The following is a 23,954-nucleotide window of genomic DNA, read 5'->3' as shown; positions in this document are numbered from 1 at the left end:
CGTTTCTTATTGCTCTGTATTTTTTTTAAAGCTGCAGAACAGAAAATCCTGCGTGCTTTGCATTGGGGTAGTGTGCTCTTGCGGCCTGCACTCTATTTCGGTAAACCCTTCTCTAAATATCTCGCGCAGCGTTCTTTCACTGTATCTTGAAACGGGCAGGCCACTGCATTTTTCTGGTCCGGTGAGCGAAAAAGTCGCCATGACCAAGTATTCTCCGGTAAACTGACCTGCCGTGTTTGCATAACTATGGATTTCCTCTGATGAATGAAGGAAATGAAAAGTGGCCCGGTCATGCCAGACTGCATAACTTCTTTGCGGCACAAAATCCCTGATGTCTGTCTCGATCCAGTGTATCCTGCCAGACAGTTCTCCAAGCCTTGCCTTTGCCTTTTCCAATGCCCGGGAAGATATATCCACTACGGTAATATCGCTGTAGCCTTCCTGAAGCAAAAAATCCACAAGCAGACTGTCTCCCCCGCCAATATCGATTATCGGAGCAGATTTATCCAGATTGAACCCCGTTATCATCTCCATTGAAACTGTGGGGTAGACCTGCGTCCAGCTGACCTGGTCAGGACTTTTTTCTAAATACACCTTTTCCCAGTGCGATTTTTTCTCATTTTTCATATCCCTTTTATATTAAGGTACTTGGACATACAAATGCTGTAGTCGGAATACATCCGTTTTCCTGTATGGCCTTAAAACCACCAGCCACATCGATGAGGTTGTGGTACCCGCGTGAGCGCATGATGGAATTGAAAATAACAGAACGGTAACCACCTGCACAGTGAACAAAGTAGGTCTTGGTTTTATCGACGGTGCCGAGGTTTTCGTTGATATAATCCAGTGGAAGGTTGACAGCACCCTCGACATGCTCGCTTAAGTATTCCTTTGTTTTTCTGACGTCCAGAATATTTACCTCCGCTTTTTTGCCGATTTCGGCCAGCCGGGCTACACAAACCGATTTTATCTCGTCGGTTTCCTGACCAGCTTTTTTCCAGGCAACGACGCCGCCATCTAGGTAACCTACTGCACCATCAAATCCTACTCTTGATAAACGGGTGAGCACTTCTTCAATTCTACCCTCATCTGTAATAAGTAAAATAGGATGTTTAATGTCCGGGATTAAAGTTCCTACCCAGGGGGCGAAATTTCCATCGATGCCAATATTTACCGAGTTTGGGAGAAAGCCTTTTATAAAATCCTCTGGAGCTCTTGTGTCGAGAATTACCGCTCCTGTTTCATTTGCAACCCGCTCAAAAGCATCGGGGTTAAGGGCTTGCATGCCTCGTTCTATCACTTTGTTAAAACTATCATATCCATGGATGTTCATCATGACGTTTTCAGGAAAATATGCAGGAGGCGGTAAAAGACCATCAGTAACCTCTTTAATGAATTCGTCTTTGGACATGCCTGCCCTTAGCGCATAATTGGTCTTCTTTTGATTTCCCAAAAGATCGGTGGTCTCTTTGCTCATATTTTTTCCGCATGCGCTACCCGCACCATGTGCAGGATAAACCATAATATCATCGCTTAAAGGCATGATCTTATTGCGTAAAGAATCAAAGAGATAACCTGCTAGCATCTCACTTGTAAGCTCACTGACCGGTTTCTGTGCCAGATCGGGTCTTCCCACATCGCCTATAAAAAGCGTATCGCCGGAGAACAGTGCTATTTCCTTTCCTTGCTCATCGCTAACCAGGAAACAGGTGCTTTCCATGGTATGTCCTGGGGTGTGCAACACTTTAATCTTTGCCCCACCAAGTCGCAACACTTCTCCGTCTTTCGCACCGTAAAAATCAAAGTCGGGTTTTGCATTCGGCCCGTAAACGATTTCTGCGCCGCTTTCTTTAGCCAGATCAATGTGTCCGGATACAAAATCGGCATGGAAATGTGTTTCGAGCACGTATTTTATTTTTGCGTTGTTCTTCCGTGCACGTTCCATATACGGACTAACCTCTCGAAGCGGATCGATAATGGCCGCCTCTCCGTTGCTTTCTATATAATAGGCACCTTGTGCCAGACATCCGGTGTAAATTTGTTCTATAATCATGATGATTAAATTAGTATGTCAAAATTAATCCTTAACGATATGGTCGTTGGTGACTTTTGTCACACAAGGAGTTTGTTTCTGAAGGTTACTTAAATATTACCTCTTTTAGAATGATGTAGCAACCCATAACCAGTACAAACCACCCGAAACCTTTCTTCAGTTTTCCTCCATCTATTTTTTTGTTTATCATTCCACCTACCACGATACCGGCAATGGCAACGGTAGTAATTTTGGCGAGAAAGATCCAGTCGATATGGAAATGTCCAAGATCGCCGGTGAAACCGATGAGCGAATTAAGCGCTATGATGAAAAGTGAAGTACCTACGGCCTCTTTCATGGGTAAGCCCACTAAAATAACAAGTGTAGGAATAAGTAGAAAGCCACCACCAGCACCCAAAAAACCAGTAGCGAGGCCGATGGCAATGCCGTATAAAAACAGTTTACCGATGTGAAGTGGGGGTTTTTCTATTCGGGTGCTGCTTTCTGCTCTTGCACCTTTAATCATCGCTGTTGCAGCCGCTACCATCAAAACTGCAAAGAGTACCATCATGAGCATGTTTTCTGTTAACTCAAAATCGCCGATTTTTATTATTATCTTGGGTATAAGGGGGATAATGAATTTGCGGGTTAAGAATACAGTTGAGATGGATGCACTACCAAACAGCAAAGCTGTTTTAATATTCACCAGCCCACGCTTAAAATTCCCGACTGTACCTGCTAAACTTGTAGAGCCAACGATGAACAATGAATAAGAAGTAGCCAATAGCGGATTAACCCCAAATAGGTAAACCAGTACCGGCATGGTGAGGATAGAACCGCCACCGCCGATCAATCCAAGCGAAATTCCAATTAAGGCAGATGCAACGTATGCAATGATTTCCATTTCTGTTATTTTTTAACAAAAATCGAGTTATCATCTACCAATGTTGGTGACTTTTGTCACACTCATTATATTTTCAAGAAGTGATGCCTTTCGCAGTAAAAATAACTTTATTCTTTTTATGGGCTTAGGCTAAATATTCGATGTAATTACGGTACATCTTAATTTCTCCTGCCTGCTCCATTTTCTTAAGCAGCCTTGAAATTACTTCCCGGGAGGTGTTCAAATCAGATGCAATTTCACTGTGGGTAAGGTGCAGTTCTTTTGTGTTTAAATCTCCAGCTTGCTTTTTCAGGTAAAAGGCCAGCCGCTCATCCATTGCCTTAAAGGCGATATTATCGATGACAAAGAGGAGTTCTTCAAAGCGCATACGGTATGTTTCAATGACAAAGTAATACCATGTTCTGTAATCCCGCATCAGCTTATCCATCAGGGCAATCGGAATCATGAGTACCTTGGTCTGTTCAATGGCCTTTGCCATTACCTGACTGGTTTCCTGTTTGGTTGCGCATATCATGGAAAGTGCACACGCATTTCCTGGCTGGAGATAATACATAAAGAATTCCTGTCCATCTTCTCCCTCCCTGTAGAGCTTTACCATGCCTTCTACGATAAGCACCGTGGAGCGCATATTCTGCCCAGTTTGCATGAGCATATCACCTCCCTGAAAATCCCTAAGCGTCGCATTCTCGATAAGGATGGTCTTAAGGGCAGGTTCAAACTGGGGAAAAAGTCTTTCGATGTATTCCGCAATGGTCATATCTTTCATTTTAGCTGTTTTGGATTTTAAAGATAACTATACTGCAGGCCTGCGCCAAAATTCTTTAAAATATTGGAATACATTTTTTGGATATAGAATAAAGGGTATAATAAATTTACAAAGAAACTCTCTATGGTTCCCTAATTAAAACATGCAGCGCGTTTTTTCCAAAGTAAACCTAACACTTCGTCCAGGGATAAAGCTGACAAAAATCACATATTGTTTTTTATTTTTTATCCCTTGTTAATCTTTATGTTTTTTGATCGACCCGGAAAGAAATAGCCCGATCAGTGCGACTTTTTAAAGGTACCACCATAACTATGAATCGTAACAATGAGGTCATAATTAGCTTCTGAGGCGTGGCTTACTAGTCTTTGGGCATTTAATTTTATATATTGAATTAAAGTGGCTCAAACGCTTGCTGGCTTAAGACTTATTGTTATCCAAATAGGATCAGTGGGGATCTGCTTTTTAAAGGGTCCCCACTTTATGGACTACTTGGGGCAATTTCCTGATGGCGGCTAATATATTTTTTTACGTTGCGGTTTTTCAGTTTCTGCCTATGTTCCCAACCCTGACCCATCTTATTGAATACCTATTTGGAATATATATTCCGCTTCCCGTTCAGACTTTCGGTTTCTTTGTGGCCCTGGCATTTATTTCTGGTTACCTGCTGTTTTCTGCTGAGCTTAAAAGAAAGGAGGCTGCAGGACATATAGCACCTGTTGAGATTATTATACAGCCTAAGAAGGAGATTTTGTTATGGGAATGGATAACCAATGGATTTTTAGGTTTTCTTATCGGGTATAAACTGGTTTATGCTGCAGGGAACTATGCTGCTTTTGCTGCTGAACCCGGACAAATCATCCTCTCTCCAAGGGGAAGCTTACCGGGAGGGTTGCTGCTTTGCGCAATTCTTCTTTTTACCGTCTACCTTAAAAAACGCAGGCTTTCTCTGTCGGACCATAGGCCGGTTCATATTTTAAGGCACCCTTACCAGATTATGCCTGAGCTGATCACCTGGGCTGCCCTGTTCCAGGCCATTATCAAGATCGACAGAAATTCACTGGCCAGCTTAGAGTTAAATCAACCGGTTAAGATTACCCTGCCGGATCTGCCAGGTAAAACGTTATATGGGAAAGTAGATTTTATTGAACCTACCCTTCAGCAAGGTGACAAAACGGTTAGCGCAAGGGTTTATCTGGACAATATGGAACATCAGCTGAAGGTAAACAGTCTAATCAATGCCTCAATAGAGACGGGAAAATCCAAAGGGCTTTGGATACCGAGGTCTGCTCTGCAGGATCTTGGGCAGACAAAAATAATCTGGCTAAAAAAAGGCAGCTTATACTATGCACATAGTGTAAATATTGGGACTTTCAAAGGGAACGAAATACAGATAACAAGAGGCCTTTCCGCAACCGATACCCTGGCAGTAGATGCAGGGTATTTAACAGACAGTGAGAGTTTCATCAAAACAAAGGGTCATGAATAACATAAAAAGAATTAACCTGAAAAGGATCTGTGCCTTACTGATTATTGTGCTTTCAGTAAGTATATTTAACAGCTGCAAACAAAAAGCAGAGCCGGCGGCAAAAGCAAAAAGCAAATTTTACTATACCTGTTCCATGCATCCACAGATACATGAAGACCATCCCGGCAACTGTCCGATCTGTGGCATGAAACTGATCAAGGTCGAACTTACTGGATCAGGAAATTCTGCCACGGAAAAAATAACATTGACAGCAAGCCAGATTCAGTTGGCAGGCATAACAGTTGATACGGTAAGGGAAGAAAATACAGGGGGCGAAAAACTTCTGACCGGAACAGTTGCCACGGACGAAAGTAAGGCGGAAGAGATCAGTGCAAGAGTGGCCGGACGCATACAGCGTTTATTTGTTAGGTCCGTTGGAGAAAAAATAACAATAGGTCAGGCAGTGTATTCCATTTATAGCGAAGACCTGTTATCAGCCGAAAAAGAATACCTTTTGGCCAGGCAGCAGCAGAAGGTATTAAATAATCCTGACGTCGATTATGAGGCCATGATCAAGACAGTAGAGCACAAGTTATTGTTATGGGGCCTGAACTCCGCCCAGATCATAAATCTTTCTTCTTTGTCCAAAACTTCGGCCACTGTTACCATATACAGCAAGGTTAACGGAACGGTAAGCGACATAGCCATCCACGAGGGTGATTACGTAACTGAAGGGATGGCTATATTAAAAACGCAAGGGTTAGCCAATCTATGGATAGAGGCGCAGTTATATGCCGGCGAAAGCGGAAACTATAAGGAAAATGACATGGTGAATGTCTCTTTTCCAGATCTGAACGGACAGGTTGTTAAAGGCAAGGTGGAATTTGTAAATCCTGAACTATCAGATGAATCTAAGGTTGTGCTCATCCGGATCGCAGTTCCAAATACGCAGGGGCTGATCAGGCCGGGGATGTTGGCATACATTTCCATTGGTAATGGAAAACAGAATGCTGTTGCTGTGCCCACATCTTCAATACTAGCAGGAGGTAAAGGCAATAAGGTATGGATCAAAAATCGTGATGGAAGTTTTTCTGGAAGAAAGGTCAATACCGGAGCAGGGAACGGGGGCTATGTGCAGGTATTGTCTGGCATTTCACTAGGTGAAATAGTGGTCACCAGTAGAGCCTACCTCTTGGAGAGTGAATCGATATTCAAAAATGGAGGGTAAGGTTATGATTTGGTGCGTCATATCTTATGGATAAATACCCATGGTAAGTAAAATTTGGCATAGTATGTAGCTTGATTGCGCTAATACTGTCTGGACCTTGGTGAAAAGCAAATCCAGCATTTGACAGGTCGGAGTCTGCGAAACGAAATTACTTTTCGAGGGGCCGAAAAATATTGAAACAAGTTCAATGTCAGAAATTTGAGGTGATTTTCTAATATAATTATATAAAAGATATGGGAAATTATATAAATTTAATTTTGCATCTTTATATAGATTTGTAGTCTGATGAAAACCAAAGCCATCTTTCTTTTAGTGATTTTTCTGCTCAACACTGTTGTTGGCCTTGCCTGTGCAGTTGGAATGGAAAGAGATAATCATGGAGAAAGTGATGTACATGTTTCCTCTAAAAAGAATAATCACAAACATGATCATCAGCATAAAGGTGCACATGTGCATAAACACAGTGCTTCAAATGGACCGAATCTTTCAAAAGAAGATCCCTGTTGCAAGACTCTGGTCAACGACCTTGTGGTTCAGGGGAAGCTTGTTCCCCAAAGCGTTAAAAACCAGGTTATCCTACCTGTTCTATTGCTTCCAGATTATAATTACAACTTTTTAATTCCTTCTGTCAAACTGGCTCTCAAAAAGAGCGTTTACGCCGGACAGCGGGAGCGGCCACCCAACAGGGACATCCGGATTTCCATCAATAGCTTTCAGATATAAGATTTCACCAAGAATTACCAATAGAGCCCGTGTTACATTGACATGGTGCCTGGCTTTCGCGCGGCCAAAACTCCTGCGGAAAGAGTGTAAACATTTAATCTTAAAATCATGAAAAAAATATTTTTTCTGGTTGCCCTATTGGCAATCGTTTTCACTGGCCGCGTCCTTGCGCAAAATAGCCAGACACAGTCACTTTTAACTTCTTATTACGATATCAAAAATGCATTGATAAATGCAGATGCGACAGTCGCCGCCTCAAAAGCCACTGAGTTTTCCAGAGCGCTGGGCAGCATGGACATGAAGTCAATGCCAGAAGCCGATATGAATATATTTATAGGTTTACAGGATAAGCTTGCCTTTGATGCCAAGCACATATCGGAGAGTAAGGATATTGCCCATCAGAGAGAATATTTCGCAACTTTTTCTGCCAATCTTTTTAAACTGGCAAAAGCCGTTAAACTCACCAAAGCGCCTGTTTATTATACCTATTGTCCATTGAAAAAGAGCTATTGGCTTTCTGATAACGCTGGTATCAAAAACCCTTATTTCGGTAAGCAGATGCTGACCTGTGGTGCAGTAAAGGAGACTATCAAATAATTCATATTGTTATTGAGCGGACATTTAGCATTGTGATGTTTTGGTCCGTTCAATATAGCTGTATGCATATATTCTACATACAGCTCGAAATAATTTATTCAAGATATATCAAAAACAATGAAAACATTAATATATAGCCTTCTGGGCCCACTATTTTTCCTTGCCGCCTGTACAAATGGCAAAAATGAAAAGCAAGATTCCGCTGTTGCGGATTCCACGACCAAAAATGTTTCTAGGGAAACCAATAATGTAAAAAAATCCCAAACGGCTGCGCTTTTATCCGGCTATCTGAAACTGAAAAATGCCCTGACCACGGACGATGATAAACAAGCTGCCGCCGCAGGCAGTGAAATGGTCGCAGCGTTCGCCAGTTTTGATGAAAAATCATTGACTTCGGAGCAGGCCAGGGCATATAGCGATATTCGGGATGATGCCAAAGAGCACGCAGAGCATATCGGTTCCAATGCAGGCAATATTGCCCATCAACGTGAGCATTTCGATATGCTGAGCAAAGACATGTACGATATGATCAAGCTCCTTGGCACTGACAAGCCCCTGTATGTGGACCGTTGTCCCATGTACAACAATAACAAGGGTGCAATCTGGGTGAGTGAGATAAAGGAGATCAAAAACCCTTACCTTGGAAAAACGATGCCCACCTGTGGCACTGTCAAAGAAGAACTGAAATAGCACAAAAATGACGGGCATAAAAAAAACCTTTCTTGGGCTATTAGTTATCTTCATGCTTATGCAGATCTTACAGCCTGCACGCAATAAAAGCGCGCAGGCTATGCCTCAGGATATATCCACACTTGTTCCTATGCCTGATGATGTGCAGGGGATACTTAAAAAATCATGTTATGACTGTCACAGCAACAACACGGAATATCCATGGTATGCCTATGTTCAGCCGCTTCACTGGTACCTTAACAGTCACATACGATCGGGAAAAGAGGAGCTGAACTTTAATGAATTTGCCGGCTATACCTTGCGGAGGCGTCAGAACAAACTGCGGGCCATAGAAAATAGCTTAAAAGATGGTACAATGCCGCTTTCCTCTTATAGCCTGATCCACAGAAATGCAATATTAGATCCAAGGGAAAAGTCGATACTCATAAAGTGGGTACAGAATTCAAGGGATAGTTTGAACAGAAAGAATCTCACTGCTCTTTAAATTAACAAAGAAATGAAAAATATATTAACAGTCTTTTTATTGATAATTTATTCTGTGGTTTCCGCCCAGGATATGAAGGGAATGAAAACGGACAAGAACGGCAGTGCTGGTCAGTCCAGGGTAATCTATACCTGTGTGATGCACCCGGAAATACAATCGGAAAAACCCGGTAACTGTCCAAAGTGCGGAATGAAGCTTATCCTGCAGAAAGGTAAAGTGGATAAGGCAAAGACAGCTGATCCGGGCAAAAAGAAGCAAGGTACAAAAAAGGGAGCTATGGAAGGCATGAAAATGCTGGCAGAAAAATTGGAAAGTAAGCCAAAAGAGGAATCAGTAACCTATACCTGCCCAATGCACCCTGAGATCCATGACTCCAAACCTGGCAACTGTCCCAAATGCGGGATGAAGCTAATCAGGGAAAAGCCCAGGTCAGCGCCTGAACAGAATGGGGGAACAAAGGAAAGTTCCAAAAAGAGTGAGGATATGGGGGATATGGCGGGCATGGCAATGGATGATAACAGTTCTGACATGGAAAATATCAAAACTGCAAAGGCCAATTTGGGCCCGATTAAGACCGTTGCGAATAAATTTCCACCACGTACCGTGCGTTATGATCTTTACATAGCCGATACAACGGTAAATTATGGGAGAAAATCAAAGCGGGCAATTGCGGTAAACGGTCAGATCCCCATGCCCACACTGACCTTTACGCAGGGCGATACCGCCCTGATCTACGTGCACAATAATCTCGACGAGGAAACCGCGCTGCACTGGCACGGACTTTTTCTTCCGAACAAGATGGATGGTGTTCCTTTTCTGACCCAAATGCCGATCAAACCGCACACTACCTACATCTATAAGTTTCCCATCGTCCAACATGGAACGCACTGGTACCACAGCCACAGCGGCCTTCAGGAACAGATAGGTATGTATGGGGCATTTATCATGAACAAACGTACGGAGTGGGATATTCCAACCCTTCCAGTAGTCATTAGCGAATGGACAGATATGAAGCCCGAGGAGGTTCATAGAAGCCTGAAAAATGCCAACGACTGGTTTGCCATCAAAAAAGGGACTACCCAGAGTTATGCAGAAGCGATCAGGACCGGACATTTTAAAACAAAGGTAGCCAATGAATGGAAGCGCATGAATGCCATGGATGTGAGCGATGTTTATTATGAAGCCTTTCTCATCAATGGGAAAAATCAGAACGAACAGCCGCAGTTCAAGGCTGGGGACAAGGTAAGGCTGCGTATTGCAAACGGTGGAGCCTCAGATTATTTCTGGCTTAAATATGCAGGGGGCAAGATTACCGTTGTCGCTACCGATGGAAATGATGTGGAGCCTGTAGAGGTCGACAGGCTGATTATAGCGGTTTCCGAAACCTATGATGTAGTGGTCACGATTCCGGAAAATAAGAGCTATGAATTTTTGGTCACTCCTGAAGACCGTACGGGATCAGCATCACTATGGCTGGGCAAGGGAGAAAAGGTCCATGCAGAGAAAATGCCCAAACTGAAGTATTTTGCCGGAATGAAAATGATGAACGATATGATGGATATGAGCGGCAATATGGTACAGATGGAAGGCATGAAGATGCAGAACCAGATCATGGATATGAATACGGTGATGTACCCGGAGGTAACCGGTGAAGAAAATTCAAAAACAGAGAAAAAAATGAAGGGGATGCCTGGTATGCAGATGTCTGGTGACAAGAGCATGGCAGGGATGAATATGGAGGCAGAAACCGCCGATATTGTTACTCTGAACTATAATATGCTTCGAGATCCAAAGAAAACAACCCTGCCAAAAGGCCCATGGAAGGAACTTAAGTTTGACCTTACAGGAAATATGAACCGTTACGTCTGGACGCTGGATAACAAAACCGTTTCTGAAAGCGATAAGATACTGATAAAAAAGGGCGAAAATGTTAGGATAATCCTTTACAACAACAGTATGATGCGCCATCCTATGCACCTTCATGGCCATGACTTCAGGGTAATTAACCGGCAGGGAGAATATGCCCCGATGAAGAACATTATCGACATCATGCCCATGGAGCGGGATACCCTTGAATTTGCAGCAACAGAGCCAGGAGGCGACTGGTTCTTCCACTGCCATATTCTCTATCACATGATGAGCGGTATGGGAAGGGTATTCAGTTATGAGAATTCTCCGCCTAATCCCGAAATCCCGGACCCCAAGCTGGCACAGCGAAAACTTTTCAGTGATGACAGGGCATTTCATCCAATGGCACGCATCGGAATCGAAACCAATGGCAGCGACGGAGAGATTATGCTCGCCAATACCCGTTACCGCTTTACCACTGAATGGCGGATTGGGTTTGACAAGGAAATGGGCTATGAAAGTGAAAGTCATTTTGGAAGATATATCGGGAGAAACCAATGGCTATTGCCCTATATCGGATGGGATTTTAGAAAAAGAACGGTTGATCCCTTGGACAAGAATGTTTTCGGGCAATCACTTTCGCCGGGAAACAACCTTTTCGGGCAGGGAAATACCAAAAATTTCAGGCAGGTATTTCATTTGGGAGTTCAATATACCCTACCACTGCTGATCGTTGCAGATGCTTCCCTCGATCACAAGGGGAATGTCAGGTTTCAGCTGATGAGGGAAGATATCCCCGTTTCCAAAAGACTGCGCTTCCAGTTTATGGTCAATACCGATAAGGAATATATGGCCGGATTCAGGTACATCGTTACTAAGTATTTTGGGCTTTCAACACATTATGACAGTGATATGGGCTATGGCGCCGGATTGACATTAAGCTATTAACAAATCAAAAACATGGAACACACCTATAAAATAACCGGAATGAGCTGTCAGGGCTGCCGGAGCAAAGTCGAAAATGTGCTGAATGCGATTGATGGCGTTTCTGCACAGGTGACCCTTGAACCTGCTGAAGCCGTCATAACTATGCAAGAACATATCCCGACGGAAAAGCTGCAGGAGGCTCTTTCTGCCGCCGGACATTACGGTATTGAAATGGCAGTTCAGGGAAAACATGTTCTAAAATCTTCAGAACATCCTAATCATGATCATTCAACCCATGAGCAAAGTCCCAAGGTTGAAAATGATGATAAAAATGAAGCGGGAGGCCTGTTTTATTGTCCTATGCACTGTCAAGGTCAGAAGACTTATGATAAGCCAAGTCATTGCCCTGTATGCGGGATGGACCTGGTAAAACAGCCTGCCAAGAAACAGGCATCTCAATTTACCTGCCCCATGCATCCCGAGATTATCAGGGACAAACCAGGATCATGTCCGCTCTGCGGAATGGACCTGGTACCTACAGGGACAAACCTTGAAGAAGAAGATAAAACTTATGAAACCCTGCTCAAAAAGTTCAAGATTGCAGCAGGTTTTACCATACCCATTTTTGTTATTGCCATGACGGAAATGATTCCCAGCAATCCTTTGTTTGATCTAATGGAACTTAAATACTGGAACTGGGTTCAGTTTTTTCTTTCTATTCCGGTGGTCTTTTATGCAACCTGGATGTTCTTTCAGCGTGCATGGCAATCCATCATTACCTGGAAACTGAACATGTTTACACTGATTGGGATTGGTGCCGGGGTATCCTGGGGCTTCAGTATTGTCGCCCTTCTATTCCCCGGAGTTTTTCCTGATCAGTTTAAAACACATCACGGCACCGTTTTCGTTTATTTTGAGGCGGCAACCGTGATTCTTACGCTGGTACTGCTCGGTCAGCTTTTGGAAGCCCGGGCGCATGGCAAAACCAACAGCGCCATTAAGGAGCTGTTGAAGCTGGCACCTAATTCAGCAACAAAAGTGGTCGGGGATAAGGAAATATCAGTATCTATTGATGATATTCAGAAAGGAGATCTGCTGAGGGTAAAGCCTGGTGAAAAAATTCCGGTGGATGGTAGTATTAAGAACGGGGAAGCTGTAATTGATGAATCCATGATCACAGGAGAACCCCTTCCTGTTGAGAAAAAGATAGGGGATAAAATCAGTTCAGGAACCATCAATGGTAAAAAGACCTTTGTCATGCTTGCCGAAAAGGTAGGCTCAGAAACACTGCTTTCCCAGATCATCGAAATGGTCAATTCCGCCAGCCGCTCAAAAGCGCCCATCCAAAAGATGGCCGATAAAATTTCAGGTTATTTCGTGCCTGTTGTGGTATTGATTTCTATTGTAACGTTCGTGGTATGGGCAGTATACGGCCCCGATCCGGCCTATGTTTATGCTTTTGTAAATGCAATCGCGGTATTGATTATTGCATGCCCATGTGCGCTAGGCCTGGCTACCCCAATGTCGGTAATGGTGGGAGTAGGGAAGGGCGCTCAGTCTGGTATACTGATCAAAAATGCGGAATCTCTTGAGAAAATGAATGCTATTGATGTAGTGGTCATCGATAAAACTGGTACGGTTACAGAGGGAAAGCCCTCGGTTGAAAGTGTGGTTAGCGTAGATAAGGGCTTTACCGAAAAACAGATCCTGGAGAAAATTGTGGCTTTGAACAGCAGCAGCGAACATCCATTGGCACAGGCAACTTTGCGTTATGGGGAGGAAAACGAAATATCCGTTAAGGCTATATCCGACTTTGAGGCCGTTACCGGGAAGGGCGTAACAGGCAGTCTGAATGGGGAAAGACTGGCTTTGGGGAACCAAAAACTGATGGAGCATGTTAAAGCGGCGATTGATCCTAGTCTGTCCGAGCAGGTTAGTGCCGCTCAAAGGCAGGGCAAGACGGTTTCTTATTTGGCCGTTGGAAATAAAGCAGTGGGGTTTGTTGTGATTTCGGATAAGATCAAGCATTCCAGCACAGCTGCTATTCTAAAGCTCCAGCAGGAAGGCATCAAGGTAATCATGTTTACCGGAGACAATGAGGATACAGCGAGGGCAGTAAGCGCAACTTTAAATCTGGATGGGTTCAAAGCTCAGATGTTGCCTGAAGATAAGCTGAATGAAATAAAAAAACTACAGGCCGAAGGCAAAAAGGTAGCCATGGCAGGTGACGGCATCAATGATGCCCCTGCAATTTCCCAGGCTGATATCGGGATTGCCATGGGCACGGGAACAGACGTTGCTATCCAGAGTGCCTCGATTACATTGGTGAAGGGGGATTTAAACGGGATCGCAAAAGCAAGGTTGTTGAGCCATAAAGTAATGGGCAATATCAAAGGAAACCTGTTTTTTGCCCTGGGATACAATGTATTGGGGATTCCGATAGCGGCTGGTATTTTATATCCGTTTTTTGGAGTTTTACTTTCTCCCATGATAGCTGCACTCGCGATGAGTTTTAGCTCGGTTTCCGTTATTTTGAATTCCCTGAGATTGAGAAATGCCAAAATCGACTGATATTTTTTTAGTAGAGGAAAAAGGCAGATGCTGTTACCGATGGCCGTTGCGTGAGGATAACAGGGGATATTTGAAAACGCTTCCGGCGCATATCAGGTTAGAATATAAACTGAGCGGTGAAAAACTAAATCTTGTTTTCGCGCACGGCAGTACCAGTAGTATAGATGAATACATACTGATAGACACAGATGCAGACTATGTTTTGGAAATGCTTAAAGAAGCTGATGCAGATCTGCTTTTTGTGGTGCACTTCCACAAGCCGTATCACAGAATTTGGAAACCCCATATTGAAAGTTCAAACATGTGATCAACCTGGGATCCCTCGGAAAGCCTAACGACGGTGACCCAAGGGGTTGTTACCTTATGTTCACTTAAATGCAGGCTGTTCTACAACCGATGCAAATAGTATTGAAATTGAATTCAAGCGTGTCGAGCACGACGTGGAAGCATCCCCCACAGCTATCATAAACAGTCCCCCTGTCCGGTGAGTTTGCTGATGCCTTGAAGCTTGCGAAATAACCCCAATCAATTGGACAGTCAAATTTGAGGGTGCCAGGCTCTTATTCTTCATTTACAGATCTTGCAATCTATTATATCACATAACAACAACACAGAGTATTAGTAAATTTTATACTTTTACACCGTGAAATTCATTGCCCTGGTTTTATCTCTCATCGTATATACGCTAACCGCGGTACCATGCTGCGCTTTAGCGCGAGAAGATAGCCATGTACTGAAAACCGATAAAGCGGAAAAACATGCTTGCAGTGAACATAACGATAATTGTTGCAAAGGCTGTTCACCGTTTTATGTCTGTGGTACCTGTATCGGCTTTACCATCACTACACGGACAACGATCGTTTTTGCGGCCCAGCTTTTACCTGTACAGCATAATACGGCTTACATCCCACTTCAGCTACAGGCCATTTCAATTTCTATCTGGCAGCCGCCCAAACTTTCGTAGTTTATTTTTCCCTCGTCCTAACCGGACATATTTATCGAAATCATTATTTAAAGATCATTATGAAAAGAACGATTGTGGTTTTGGCTATACTGTTGTTTACAGTTACCGCCTTTGCCCAAAATAGATATAAAGCCGTCATCAAAGACGCAAAGACAAACCAAGTACTTCCAGGAGCTACGTTAAAAGTTCTTGGAACGACCATTGGCGCTAAATCAGATAGTGCAGGTAATGCAAGTATTAATGGTATACCCTCAGGTAAACAGATCATTCAGTTTAGTTATGTAGGCTATCAGACCAAAACTGATACGCTGACCTTTCCCCTTGCTGAAACTAACGTTTTGACTATTTTACTTACTGCAGCTGAAGAAGACCAGGAACTAGAGGATGTAGTGATCTCAGCTACAAGGAGCAGCCGTACCATTGATAATATTCCTACACGGGTTGAGGTCATCGCCGGGGAAGAACTGGACGAAAAAGGTAATATGAAACCTGGCGACATCCGCATGATGCTGGCAGAAAGCACAGGCATCCAGACCCAGCAGACTTCTGCGACCAGCGGAAATTCCAGTATCCGCATACAGGGACTGGACGGAAAATATACCCAGATCATTAGGGACGGTTTTCCATTATACTCTGGTTTCTCGGGTGGATTGGGCCTGCTTCAGATTGCCCCATTGGATTTGCAGCAGGTAGAGGTGATCAAAGGTTCATCGTCCACCCTTTACGGAGGTGGAGCAATTGCTGGACTGGTGAACCTGGTTTCTAAAAAACCGACTGAAGCGCGTCAGCTTAATTTCCTTTTAAACGGTACTTCTGCTTTGGGACTGGATGCCAGTGGTTTTTATGGACAGAAATTTGATAAAATAGGTATCACGGTTTATGGTGCATACAACAAAGGGACTGCCTATGATCCTTCTGATATTGGCTTAACCGCTATCCCCAAGTTTGACCGTTTCACCCTGAACCCCAAACTATATTTTTATTTCAATGATGCGACTACGCTTTTGGCCGGAATCAACGCCACAACTGAAAAACGGATTGGCGGCGACCTGGAATATGTGAAGGGAAATGGCAGTGCTGCCCATTCTTATTTTGAGGAGAATAAAACCGGGCGTTACAGCTCTCAGGTTGAGTTGGATCATAGACTGAGCGAAAAGGAAAAGCTTGTTATCCGCAATTCGGTGAGCTATTACGACCGGAGTATTGGGTTGCCAAATTACCTTTTTTCAGGCGTTCAAGTGTCAACCTACAGTGAGGCCAATTATAGCCGTAACGGAGAAAAAGCAGACTGGGTGTTGGGGGTGAACTTTTTGACCGACAATTTTAAGGAAGACCAGAACAGTGACAATGCACTCAGAAGTTACAATTATAATACCATTGGGGCATTTGCACAGAACACCTGGAACATATCTAAAAAAATTAGTCTTGAATCAGGAGTAAGGGGAGATTACCACAATGAATACGGATTTTTCTTCTTACCAAGAATTTCCGGATTGTGGAAGATCAATGAACATTTTTCTACCCGATTAGGCGGTGGTCTGGGTTATAAGGCACCAACTGTATTTACCGAAGATGCTGAGCGGATCCAGTTCAGAAATGTAGCGCCTTTAGATGTGGCCAATACAAAGGCGGAACGCTCTTATGGCGCCAACTATGATGTTAACTATCGCACCTCATTGTTTGACGGAGCGGTTGGATTCAGCATCAATCAGATGTTTTTTTATACCCGTATCAATAACCCGATATTGCTGACTGCTGCTAATGGAGCCAACCTGACCTATGTTCAGCCTAAAGGTAATTTAGATACCAGGGGAATGGAAACAAATGCCAAAGTAACCTACGGTGATTTTAAACTTTTCATCGGTTATACATTAGCGGATGTGAACCAGCATACAGGAGGCACCAGCACAAATTATCCGCTGGTTTCAAAGCACAGGGTAAATAATGTATTGATGTATGAGCTTGAAGATAAATGGAAGATCGGTGCCGAAGCATACTATTTCAGCAAACAGAAGTTAAACGATGGTGCCACTGGTAAAAGCTATTGGACAGCTGGTCTGATGGCAGAAAAGCTTTGGGAACGGTTTTCAATTTTTGTGAATTTTGAGAATTTAACGGACACCAGGCAGACCAGCTTTGATTCGATCTATACAGGTAGCATTACTAGCCCTGTTTTCAGGGACATCTATGCGCCTGTAGATGGGTTTGTAGTAAACGGAGGGATAAAATTCAAACTTTAAACCTGTAGTAATCGACTTTTCTGGGTAGTGGATTCACATTTTAGCCGGGCCAGGGATTTGATGGCCAAAAAATCCCTGGCTGGCTGAATAATTGAAGCTTTCGGTGCGGTTAAAAGACATTTCCCATCAGAAGAGTCTATGCTGGCCGATAAGGTCTGTTAGTGGAAGATTCAGGCTTACCTCTGGACTTATCTCATCAATAAATGAAAACTTCCTTCCCTTTTTACCCAGATTATATGAAGTTTTTTGATTTGGGCAAAGAAGGTTTCCGTTTGGTTGTTCAAGTGGTGGAACTTTTGAATGATGGGTGAAAACCTATAGGCTATGATTATTTTAATAAAAAAGTATTAAATTTTTTCAAACCAGGACTAAAAAAAAATGTTCCTAAATAAATTTATATATTTGGTAAAATTTTGAAAGTGAAAATATCCAGTTTGTTTCTCTGCTTCATTATCGTAATACTCAGCTGCATTCCATGCGCTGACGTATTGGCTATGGGTAAGTTGCATGGTGGACCATTAACTGAAAAAAGCATAACAACCCATTCTACAGAAAAAGAACGCAGTGATTTCTGTTCACCGTTCTGCGTTTGTTCCTGCTGTAATACCACTTCTGAAGTTATTTCTTCAACACCTCTTGTGGTAATCTCAAAACCAATAAGCTCAGAATATAATGAAGCTTACATGGGTGAGGTTATCTCTTTACCATTATCTGTTTGGCAGCCGCCTAAATTAAGTTAAAAATCGATCTTCATTTCGATGCTATGTTTTTGCCCGTATAATCCATACGAGGCTACGCTGTGCATTGATCTGGTTTTTTTATTTTTTACTTAATTAAACAAATAATGCTGAAAAAAATTATTCAGTTTTCAATAGCGAATAAGCTTGTAATAGCCCTGTTCACTTTGGGGCTGATCGCATGGGGCGTATATTCCCTGAGACAACTTCCCATTGATGCCGTTCCTGATATCACCAATAATCAGGTTCAGGTCATAACCCTTAGCCCATCCCTTGCTACCCAGGAGGTAGAAAGGCTTATTTCCTATCCCGTAGAACAGACCATGTCCACCATACCTGAAATAGAGCAGGTACGCTCCATTTCAAGGTTCGGACTTTCGGTTGTAACTATCGTATTCCATGATGATGTTGACATCTACTGGGCCCGGCAACAGGTAAACGAAAAGCTTGCCGAGGCCAAGAATAACATCCCATCAGGACTTGGTAATCCAGAAATATCACCCATATCAACAGGTCTTGGGGAGATATACCAATACGTGATCCATGCAAAGCCTGGATTCGAAAAGAAATTCAACGCGCGCGAGCTGCGCACCATCCAGGACTGGATTGTAAGGAGACAGCTCCTTGGTACGCCGGGCATTGCAGAGGTCAACAGTTTCGGTGGCCTTTTGAAACAGTATGAGATTGCGCTTGATCCCGATAAGCTGCGGAGCCTTAACCTGAGCATCAGCGATGTTTTCGCAGCCCTTGAACAGAACAACCAGAACACGGGGGGCGCCTATATAGACAAAAAGCCAAATGCCTATTTTATTAGGAGCGAAGGCCTGGTCGGCAATCTTGATGACATCAATAAGATCGTTGTCAAAAACAATGCGAACGGAATCCCGGTGCTTATCCACGATATCGCCACCGTACAGATCGGTAGTTCCATCCGTTATGGCGCACTTACCCGTGCAACAAAGGATGGTGAAGGTGAGGCTGTTGGCGGTATAGTAATGATGCTGAAAGGCGCAAATGCCAATAACGTGGTAAAACAGGTGAAGGCTAAGATAGACAGAATCAGTAAAACTCTACCGAAGGGGGTAACCATTGAGCCGTTCTTAGATAGAAGTGCGCTTGTTGATCGTGCCATGGGCACAGTAGCCAAAAACCTCATCGAGGGCGCCCTGATTGTTATTTTTGTCCTGGTTCTTTTTCTTGGAAATTTTAGGGCCGGGCTGGTTGTTGCCTCAGTGATTCCGCTTGCCATGCTATTTGCGATTTCCCTGATGAACCTTTTTGGCGTATCGGGAAACCTGATGAGTCTTGGCGCGATAGATTTCGGACTTATCGTCGATGGGGCCGTAATTATTGTGGAAGCCACAATGCACATCCTCTCTGGGAATAAGCTTGGCCGCGCTTATACACAGGCCGAAATGGATGAGCAGGTTGAAAAATCTGCCGTGCGGATGATGAGCGCTGCGGCATTTGGACAGATCATTATTCTGATCGTTTATCTTCCCATCCTTGCCCTTGTAGGTATTGAAGGCAAGATGTTCGGTCCTATGGCACAAACCGTTTCCTTTGCCATATTGGGAGCCTTTATTTTGTCCCTTACCTATGTTCCTATGGTTTCCTCGCTGTTCTTAAGCAAAAAAGTTGCCCACAAAAAGAATTTTTCAGATCGGATGATGGATTTTTTTCAGCGCCGTTACACTCCAATGATCAAGGCTGCACTCAATAAAAGAATAATTGTTGTGGCATCATCGGTTGTTCTTCTGGTCATCAGTATTTTTATCTTTACCCGGATGGGGGGAGAATTCATTCCCACGTTGGAGGAAGGTGATTTTGCGGTAGAAACCAGGCTACTTACCGGCAGTTCCCTTTCCCAGACTATTGATAAAGTAAATCAGGCTTCAAAAATCCTTGTAGAAAAATTTCCAGAGGTGAAAGAAGTAATTGGTAAGGTTGGTGCTGCCGAGATTCCTACCGATCCCATGCCAATGGAAGCATGTGATCTGACCATAATACTCAAAGATAAAAAAGACTGGACCACTACCCATGACAGGGAAGAACTGGCAGAGATGATGAGTAAGGCACTTGAAGAAGTTCCCGGCGTGAGCTTCGGTTTTTCACAACCAATCCAATTACGCTCAAATGAACTTATCTCGGGAGTTAGACAGGATATTGGGATCAAAGTTTTCGGAGATGACCTCGAATCCCTCACCAGTATATCCCAAAAGATCGGGAAAATTGTTTCGGGTGTAGAGGGCGCAAAAGATCTCTATCTGGAACAGGCAACCGGTCTGCCGCAGATAGTGGTAAAGATCAACCGTGATAGGATTGCACAATATGGATTGAGCATAGGAACGGTTAACCAGGCACTCAATACTGCTTTTGCAGGACAGTCTGCGGGGCTGGTATACGAGGGAGAGCAGCGTTACGATATCATTGTTCGCCTTTCCCAACAGAACCGCCAGGGTATTGATGATGTTAAAAATGTCTATGTGACTGCCCCGAACGGCAATCAGGTTCCCCTTGACCAACTTGCTGACATAGAGTTTAAGATCGGCCCTAACCAGATTCAACGTGAGGATACCAAACGGCGCATCATAGTGGGGCTGAATGTCCGTGGCCGTGATATCCAGAGTGTGGTAACAGAGATTGAGCAGAAAATAAACGAACAGATCAAAATGCCCGCAGGATATTACATTACCTATGGAGGGCAGTTCGAAAACTTAAAAGAGGCGACACAAAGGCTTTCTATTGCCGTTCCGGTTGCACTTTTACTGATATTGCTATTACTGTATTTCTCATTTGGATCTGTAAAACAGTCGATACTGATTTTTTCTGCTATTCCGATGGCCGCAATCGGGGGAATATTTGCATTAATCCTGAGGGGAATGCCTTTCAGCATTTCCGCCGGTGTTGGATTTATTGCATTATTCGGGGTAGCCGTGCTCAACGGAATCGTACTGATTACCGAATTCAACAGATTGAAAAAAATGGATAAATATAGTATAAGGGACATTGTCCTCAAGGGAACTGCTATCCGTCTGAGACCTGTACTGATGACCGCAACTGTAGCCTCTCTTGGGTTCCTTCCAATGGCAATATCCAGTGCAGCAGGCGCTGAGGTGCAGAAACCGTTAGCAACCGTAGTAATCGGGGGACTGATTACTTCCACCATATTAACCTTAATCGTACTTCCAGTGCTATATACTTATTTTGAAGGTTGGAAAAGCAAAAAAACTGCCCTTCCAACAACTGTAGTTACCCTAGCGGTGTTTTTTGGACTTTTCATTTTATCGGGACAGGCGCAGGCGCAGACGGTTCCCACCAAGGGTATGAGCCTTGAGCAGGCTTTGAGCACAGCATTGAGTAATAACCAGGCTTTGAAATCCTCAACCCTGCAGATTGGCAGGCAACAGGCGCTAAGGGGATCCTCAACAGATCTTGGAAAGACCAGCTTTGAGGTGCAGTACGGACAGATGAATACCATCAAACGCGACAATAACTTTTCGGCCTCTCAGAACATACCCTATCCGGGGCTGTTCAAAAGTCAGCGCAACTTGTATGATGCGCAGATCAGGGGAGCCGAAATCGGCCTTCAGGTAACACAAAGAGAACTTTCCTATCAGGTGAAAAGCGTTTACGCCCAGTTGGGCTATTTCATTGCCCTTCAAAAGCTTTACAAAAGCCAGGACAGTGTTTACAGTAACTTTCTGAAGGCCGCCTCATTGAGGTACCAGGCAGGAGAGACCAATCTGCTTGAAAAAACTACCGCCGAAACTCAGTATAATGAGGTTCGCAACCAGATGAGCAAGAACGAAGCTGATATCCTTGCCTATACCGCCGAACTTAAGCGTTTGCTCAATACCAGGGAACAGATCAGTATCATGAACGCGGACTTTGGCCAGGTAGTCTGGAATGTTAGCCAGGCTGATACCATTACATCAGAAAATCCAATTCTTGCGCTGCAGGCCCAGCAGATAGATATTGCCGACAAGACGGTAAGGCTCGAGCGCTCACGCTCCGGCCCCGATTTCAGTATCGGCTATTTCAACCAGTCCATTATCGGAGCACAGAATGTTGGCGGTCAGGATCTTTATTTTAATGGAGGCAAACGTTTTCAGGGAGTTTCCGCCGGGATCTCCATACCGCTTTTCTTTAAGCCTTTCTCCTCAAGGATAAAAGCCGCAAAGATAGATAAGCAGGTAGCCGAAAGCGATTTTATCCTTTCCCAGACAGATCTTCGTGGAAGGTATGAGCAGGCCTTCCAGGACCTTCAGAAAAATTCCAGAAGTATCGCCTATTATAAGAACAGTGCCCTGCCGAATGCCAACCTGATCCTAAAGCAGTCCCAGATTGCATTTCAGACAGGGGAGATCGGCTATGTAGAGTATCTGCAGGCCCTGCGTACCTACTCTGATATCCGCTTCAGCTATCTGGAGGCCATCAACCAATACAATCAATCAGTATACACATTACAGTACCTAAAAGGTCAATAACAATATAAAAATGAAAAAAATATTAAAAGCCCTCAGCCGATTATCTTACATTGGGGCACTGGCAGTAGTGCTTTCTTCCTGCGGCAGCAAGGAAAAAGATGGCGCTGGAACAGAAGCCTCTGCAGACAGCACGGCCACCGAGGAAAGCAACTCAGTAGAGCTCAGCCAGTCACAGTTCAAGTCTGTAGGGATAGAGCTGGGAAGTCCCGAGCTCCGTGCACTCAGCGGTATGCTGAAAGTAAATGGCTTTATTGACGTGCCACCACAGAACCTGGTGAGCATTACCACTCAGATGGGCGGTATTGTAAAATCCACTCCGCTTTTACAGGGGACAAAGGTGAGCAAAGGTCAGGTTATTGCCATACTCCAGAATCAGGAATATGTGCAGATGCAACAGGATTACCTGGAGAGCAAAAGCCAGCTTGAACTTTCGGATTCTGAATACAAAAGACAACAGACCCTTGCCCAGCAAAACGTTAATGCTCAAAAAACACTCCAACAGGCCAAAGCAGCTTATCTGGGAAATCTTGCAAGGGAAAATGCATTAAAGCAACGTCTTCAACTGATCAATATCAATCCGTCCTCGCTAAACGCCGGCAATATCCGTAGCCAGATAAATATCTACTCGCCGATCAATGGCTATGTAACCAAGGTTAACGTAAATACGGGCAAATTTGTGGCCCCCAATGATGCAATGTTCGAAATCGTAAACAGTTCGAATCTCCACGTTGAGCTCAACGTTTTCGAGAAAGATGCACAAAAGGTAAAAAAAGGACAGAAGGTGCTTTTTTCACTCACCAATGATTCAACCCAGCGTACTGCTGTCGTACAGCTGGTAGGCGGTGAGATCAATGCCGATAAGACCGTGACCGTTCATGCTATTGCCCAGGGAAGCGCCGGGTTTATCCCTGGTACTTACCTTAAGGCTTTCATCGAAACAGGTGCCGTGCAGGTAATGGCTTTGCCTTCTGCAGCGGTTGTAGACTTTGAGGGCAAAAAATACATTTTCGTCCAGAACTCGGCGGAAAAAAAGGCAAAGGAACCAGCAAAAAACGAGTCGGGAAACAAAGAAAGCGCCACTGAGGCCGGCCATCATTTCGAAATGGTAGAGGTTACAACGGGTATATCCGATGGCGGTTATATAGAGGTAACTATGCCTTCGGGACGGGATTTTACAGGCAAGGTTGTACTTAAAGGTACATATGATCTGCTGTCAAAAATGAAGAACAGCGAAGAAGAGTAAAGTCCCCACAAAGAATTTTTAGTACACACATTGAATAAAAGGTGC

The 23,954-nt window shown here is 43.9% G+C and carries 17 protein-coding genes; 13 read left to right on the top strand and 4 right to left on the bottom strand.

Annotated elements, in window-relative coordinates; genetic code table 11:
• Positions 1–6: 6 nt before the first annotated feature.
• From ASF92_RS15730 to ASF92_RS15715, 4 genes are all read right to left on the bottom strand, one after another.
• Positions 7–627 carry a trans-aconitate 2-methyltransferase gene (locus ASF92_RS15730; protein ID WP_056095270.1) on the bottom strand — a complete coding sequence of 207 codons (621 nt, stop codon included), beginning with the start codon at positions 625–627 and terminating at the stop codon, positions 7–9.
• A gap of 7 nt (positions 628–634) precedes the next feature.
• Complete coding sequence (locus ASF92_RS15725) at positions 635–2,053, bottom strand: rhodanese-like domain-containing protein (RefSeq protein ID WP_056095268.1); 1,419 nt, start codon at positions 2,051–2,053, stop codon at positions 635–637.
• 85 nt (positions 2,054–2,138) lie between these two features.
• A complete protein-coding gene (locus ASF92_RS15720; RefSeq protein ID WP_056095265.1) occupies positions 2,139–2,936 on the bottom strand; it encodes a sulfite exporter TauE/SafE family protein in 798 nt (265 codons plus the stop codon).
• A gap of 124 nt (positions 2,937–3,060) precedes the next feature.
• Positions 3,061–3,693 (bottom strand): Crp/Fnr family transcriptional regulator, encoded by a 633-nt coding sequence (locus tag ASF92_RS15715; protein ID WP_056095462.1) that lies wholly within the window; start codon positions 3,691–3,693, stop codon positions 3,061–3,063.
• 562 nt (positions 3,694–4,255) lie between these two features.
• Between ASF92_RS15715 and ASF92_RS15710 the strand changes: the two genes are divergently transcribed.
• The 13 genes from ASF92_RS15710 (at position 4,256) to ASF92_RS15645 (ending at position 23,909) form a co-directional block, all read left to right on the top strand.
• Complete coding sequence (locus tag ASF92_RS15710; RefSeq protein WP_159435276.1) at positions 4,256–5,188, top strand: efflux RND transporter periplasmic adaptor subunit; 933 nt, start codon at positions 4,256–4,258, stop codon at positions 5,186–5,188.
• The gene (locus ASF92_RS15705) at positions 5,181–6,395 is read left to right on the top strand and encodes an efflux RND transporter periplasmic adaptor subunit (RefSeq protein WP_056095258.1); all 1,215 of its coding nucleotides are present in this window, start codon (positions 5,181–5,183) and stop codon (positions 6,393–6,395) included. The genes ASF92_RS15710 and ASF92_RS15705 overlap by 8 nt, the downstream gene beginning before the upstream one ends.
• A gap of 285 nt (positions 6,396–6,680) precedes the next feature.
• A complete protein-coding gene (locus ASF92_RS15700; RefSeq protein WP_056095255.1) occupies positions 6,681–7,118 on the top strand; it encodes a hypothetical protein in 438 nt (145 codons plus the stop codon).
• Positions 7,119–7,226: 108 nt separating this feature from the next.
• Positions 7,227–7,715, top strand: a complete 489-nt coding sequence (locus ASF92_RS15695; RefSeq protein WP_056095252.1) for a DUF3347 domain-containing protein — start codon at positions 7,227–7,229, stop codon at positions 7,713–7,715.
• Positions 7,716–7,832: 117 nt separating this feature from the next.
• Positions 7,833–8,405 carry a DUF3347 domain-containing protein gene (locus ASF92_RS15690; RefSeq protein ID WP_056095249.1) on the top strand — a complete coding sequence of 191 codons (573 nt, stop codon included), beginning with the start codon at positions 7,833–7,835 and terminating at the stop codon, positions 8,403–8,405.
• Between the two features lie 7 nt (positions 8,406–8,412).
• Entirely contained in the window at positions 8,413–8,889 is a 477-nt protein-coding gene (locus tag ASF92_RS15685) for a heme-binding domain-containing protein (protein WP_056095245.1), read from the top strand.
• Positions 8,890–8,901: 12 nt separating this feature from the next.
• The gene (locus ASF92_RS15680; protein WP_082489585.1) at positions 8,902–11,685 is read left to right on the top strand and encodes a multicopper oxidase domain-containing protein; all 2,784 of its coding nucleotides are present in this window, start codon (positions 8,902–8,904) and stop codon (positions 11,683–11,685) included.
• 12 nt (positions 11,686–11,697) lie between these two features.
• Complete coding sequence (locus tag ASF92_RS15675) at positions 11,698–14,235, top strand: heavy metal translocating P-type ATPase (RefSeq protein ID WP_056095242.1); 2,538 nt, start codon at positions 11,698–11,700, stop codon at positions 14,233–14,235.
• A complete protein-coding gene (locus ASF92_RS15670; RefSeq protein WP_056095240.1) occupies positions 14,219–14,542 on the top strand; it encodes a hypothetical protein in 324 nt (107 codons plus the stop codon). The genes ASF92_RS15675 and ASF92_RS15670 overlap by 17 nt, the downstream gene beginning before the upstream one ends.
• Positions 14,543–15,258: 716 nt before the next feature.
• Positions 15,259–17,439 (top strand): TonB-dependent receptor, encoded by a 2,181-nt coding sequence (locus tag ASF92_RS15660; protein ID WP_056095233.1) that lies wholly within the window; start codon positions 15,259–15,261, stop codon positions 17,437–17,439.
• A 419-nt stretch (positions 17,440–17,858) separates the two neighbouring features.
• Entirely contained in the window at positions 17,859–18,179 is a 321-nt protein-coding gene (locus tag ASF92_RS15655; RefSeq protein ID WP_146202963.1) for a DUF6660 family protein, read from the top strand.
• A gap of 104 nt (positions 18,180–18,283) precedes the next feature.
• Positions 18,284–22,666, top strand: a complete 4,383-nt coding sequence (locus ASF92_RS15650; protein WP_056095227.1) for a CusA/CzcA family heavy metal efflux RND transporter — start codon at positions 18,284–18,286, stop codon at positions 22,664–22,666.
• A 67-nt stretch (positions 22,667–22,733) separates the two neighbouring features.
• The gene (locus ASF92_RS15645; protein WP_231729836.1) at positions 22,734–23,909 is read left to right on the top strand and encodes an efflux RND transporter periplasmic adaptor subunit; all 1,176 of its coding nucleotides are present in this window, start codon (positions 22,734–22,736) and stop codon (positions 23,907–23,909) included.
• Positions 23,910–23,954 lie beyond the last annotated feature (45 nt).

The organism is Pedobacter sp. Leaf176 (genome assembly GCF_001424305.1).
Taxonomy (GTDB): domain Bacteria; phylum Bacteroidota; class Bacteroidia; order Sphingobacteriales; family Sphingobacteriaceae; genus Pedobacter.
The sequence above is the reverse complement of the archived record's forward strand: the minus strand, read 5'-3'. Positions and strand labels throughout refer to the sequence as shown.

Coding starts and splice junctions, on each gene's coding strand:
- ASF92_RS15695 (WP_056095252.1), top strand. CDS start 7,227: ATGAAAAAAATATTTTTTCTGGTTGCCCTATTGGCAATCGTTTTCACT.
- ASF92_RS15700 (WP_056095255.1), top strand. CDS start 6,681: ATGAAAACCAAAGCCATCTTTCTTTTAGTGATTTTTCTGCTCAACACT.
- ASF92_RS15715 (WP_056095462.1), bottom strand. CDS start 3,693: ATGACCATTGCGGAATACATCGAAAGACTTTTTCCCCAGTTTGAACCT.
- ASF92_RS15675 (WP_056095242.1), top strand. CDS start 11,698: ATGGAACACACCTATAAAATAACCGGAATGAGCTGTCAGGGCTGCCGG.
- ASF92_RS15730 (WP_056095270.1), bottom strand. CDS start 627: ATGAAAAATGAGAAAAAATCGCACTGGGAAAAGGTGTATTTAGAAAAA.
- ASF92_RS15650 (WP_056095227.1), top strand. CDS start 18,284: ATGCTGAAAAAAATTATTCAGTTTTCAATAGCGAATAAGCTTGTAATA.
- ASF92_RS15710 (WP_159435276.1), top strand. CDS start 4,256: ATGTTCCCAACCCTGACCCATCTTATTGAATACCTATTTGGAATATAT.
- ASF92_RS15720 (WP_056095265.1), bottom strand. CDS start 2,936: ATGGAAATCATTGCATACGTTGCATCTGCCTTAATTGGAATTTCGCTT.
- ASF92_RS15685 (WP_056095245.1), top strand. CDS start 8,413: ATGACGGGCATAAAAAAAACCTTTCTTGGGCTATTAGTTATCTTCATG.
- ASF92_RS15705 (WP_056095258.1), top strand. CDS start 5,181: ATGAATAACATAAAAAGAATTAACCTGAAAAGGATCTGTGCCTTACTG.
- ASF92_RS15670 (WP_056095240.1), top strand. CDS start 14,219: ATGCCAAAATCGACTGATATTTTTTTAGTAGAGGAAAAAGGCAGATGC.
- ASF92_RS15690 (WP_056095249.1), top strand. CDS start 7,833: ATGAAAACATTAATATATAGCCTTCTGGGCCCACTATTTTTCCTTGCC.
- ASF92_RS15680 (WP_082489585.1), top strand. CDS start 8,902: ATGAAAAATATATTAACAGTCTTTTTATTGATAATTTATTCTGTGGTT.
- ASF92_RS15660 (WP_056095233.1), top strand. CDS start 15,259: ATGAAAAGAACGATTGTGGTTTTGGCTATACTGTTGTTTACAGTTACC.
- ASF92_RS15725 (WP_056095268.1), bottom strand. CDS start 2,053: ATGATTATAGAACAAATTTACACCGGATGTCTGGCACAAGGTGCCTAT.